This is a genomic window from Mesorhizobium sp. M7A.F.Ca.CA.001.10.2.1 (genome assembly GCF_003998575.1).
In the GTDB taxonomy this organism is placed as follows: Bacteria; Pseudomonadota; Alphaproteobacteria; order Rhizobiales; family Rhizobiaceae; genus Mesorhizobium.
Genome location: NZ_RZQY01001222.1, coordinates 1 through 715 on the forward strand (window position 1 = coordinate 1; position 715 = coordinate 715).

Below are 715 nucleotides of genomic sequence, written 5' to 3' on the forward strand. Positions count from 1 at the left end.
GGGTGGGGACTCGACCGGGTTTCTCCTGAAGCGCCTCGCATTCACGCGGCGCGCTTGAGCTCTGTTCTAGCGGACGCTGGCGACCGCGTCGGAGCGGCCGTCATTGATCGTCACCCAAACGCCGGAATTCTGGTCCGACTGGCGCTTGAGATAGGTGTAGTCGGTGTCCGTCCAGGACAGGACCTTGGTCTCGAGATTGTCGAGGATGAATTCTCCCAGGCTCGTGCGCACGGTCAGCACCGCGTGGCCGTCGCCATTCGGCTGGCGCGCCACTGTCATCAGCAAATTGCCGGCCGGCACGCCCGCATCCATCAACTCGCGGCGCTTTTCCAGCGCGTAATCCTCGCAATCGCCATAGCCATTGGCCGGATAGGCCCAATATTCCTCGACACCGTAGTTTTCCATGTCGGTGCGCGGCTTGATGCGAGTGTTGACCGAATTGTTGATGTTGACGATCGTCGCCCACAGTTTGCGGGTCAGTTCGACCGGCGCACCCTTCGGGGTCCGTTCGCTGCATTCGCCAGGACTGCGCTGGCAGAACTCATAATGGCCAACAGGCTGGGTGGTGCGTCCGCCGGTGTGCATATAGGCCGGTCCCGCGGCATATGCTGATCCCCAAGCGGAAAGCTGCATCGCCATTGCCACCAGCAACAGCTTGCCCCTCGTGTTCTTCATTGTTGTAGTCTCCCCGTTCGAAGGAGACATTGCCACATGT

The 715-nt window shown here is 60.8% G+C and carries 1 protein-coding gene; it reads right to left on the minus strand.

What is annotated here, in order from left to right; all coding sequences use genetic code 11:
* Nucleotides 1-66: 66 nt before the first annotated feature.
* Nucleotides 67-675, minus strand: coding sequence for a transglutaminase-like cysteine peptidase (locus EN964_RS36270; protein WP_127269622.1), 609 nt, complete (start codon nucleotides 673-675; stop codon nucleotides 67-69).
* Between the last annotated feature and the right edge of the window lie 40 nt (nucleotides 676-715).